This is a genomic window from Pseudomonas sp. SB113 (assembly GCF_040754745.1).
GTDB classification, from domain to species: Bacteria; Pseudomonadota; Gammaproteobacteria; order Pseudomonadales; family Pseudomonadaceae; genus Aquipseudomonas; species Aquipseudomonas grimontii.
On sequence record NZ_JBFMHW010000197.1, the window covers coordinates 1 to 435 of the forward strand.

General features: G+C 60.5%; 1 protein-coding gene. It reads left to right on the forward strand.

The window, feature by feature from the left end; all coding sequences use genetic code 11:
* The first annotated feature begins 204 nt into the window (after window positions 1-204).
* Entirely contained in the window at window positions 205-318 is a 114-nt protein-coding gene (locus tag AB1462_RS32140; RefSeq protein ID WP_347972750.1) for a polysaccharide deacetylase family protein, read from the forward strand.
* The last annotated feature ends 117 nt before the right edge of the window (window positions 319-435 follow it).

Here is a 435-nt window from a genome sequence, read left to right on the forward strand (position 1 = left end):
TACCGGGGGCGCTGATCGCGCGTGCCGGTAGCCGTCCCTTGTCGCGCAAATCCTGAAACCGGCGTCAGATCGTTACGGCCCGAAGCTCGGAAGGCTTTGTGTCGCGTGTTCGTCACGGAGCACAAACGGCCGGCTGCATGATATGCGACAGTGGAGACAGCGACAAAGAGGACGGTTCTACAATCCGAGATCCCGCGCTCTGCGATGGCACAGGAAGGGAAAATCTACCTGACATTTGACGACGGTCCCCTCACGGGGACCGAAAACATCCTTAATGTCCTTCAAGCCGAAAGCGTGCCGGCCCCCAAAGATCAGTAGGCCTGCTATCAATGCCCTGCGCTTTCCTGGTCGTCGCGCGAGGGCCACCCATAGGGGAGCGTGAGAAGTGATGTCGCCAGGACGCTGCCGAGCACAGGAGCGTGCGCAGTCTTGGGT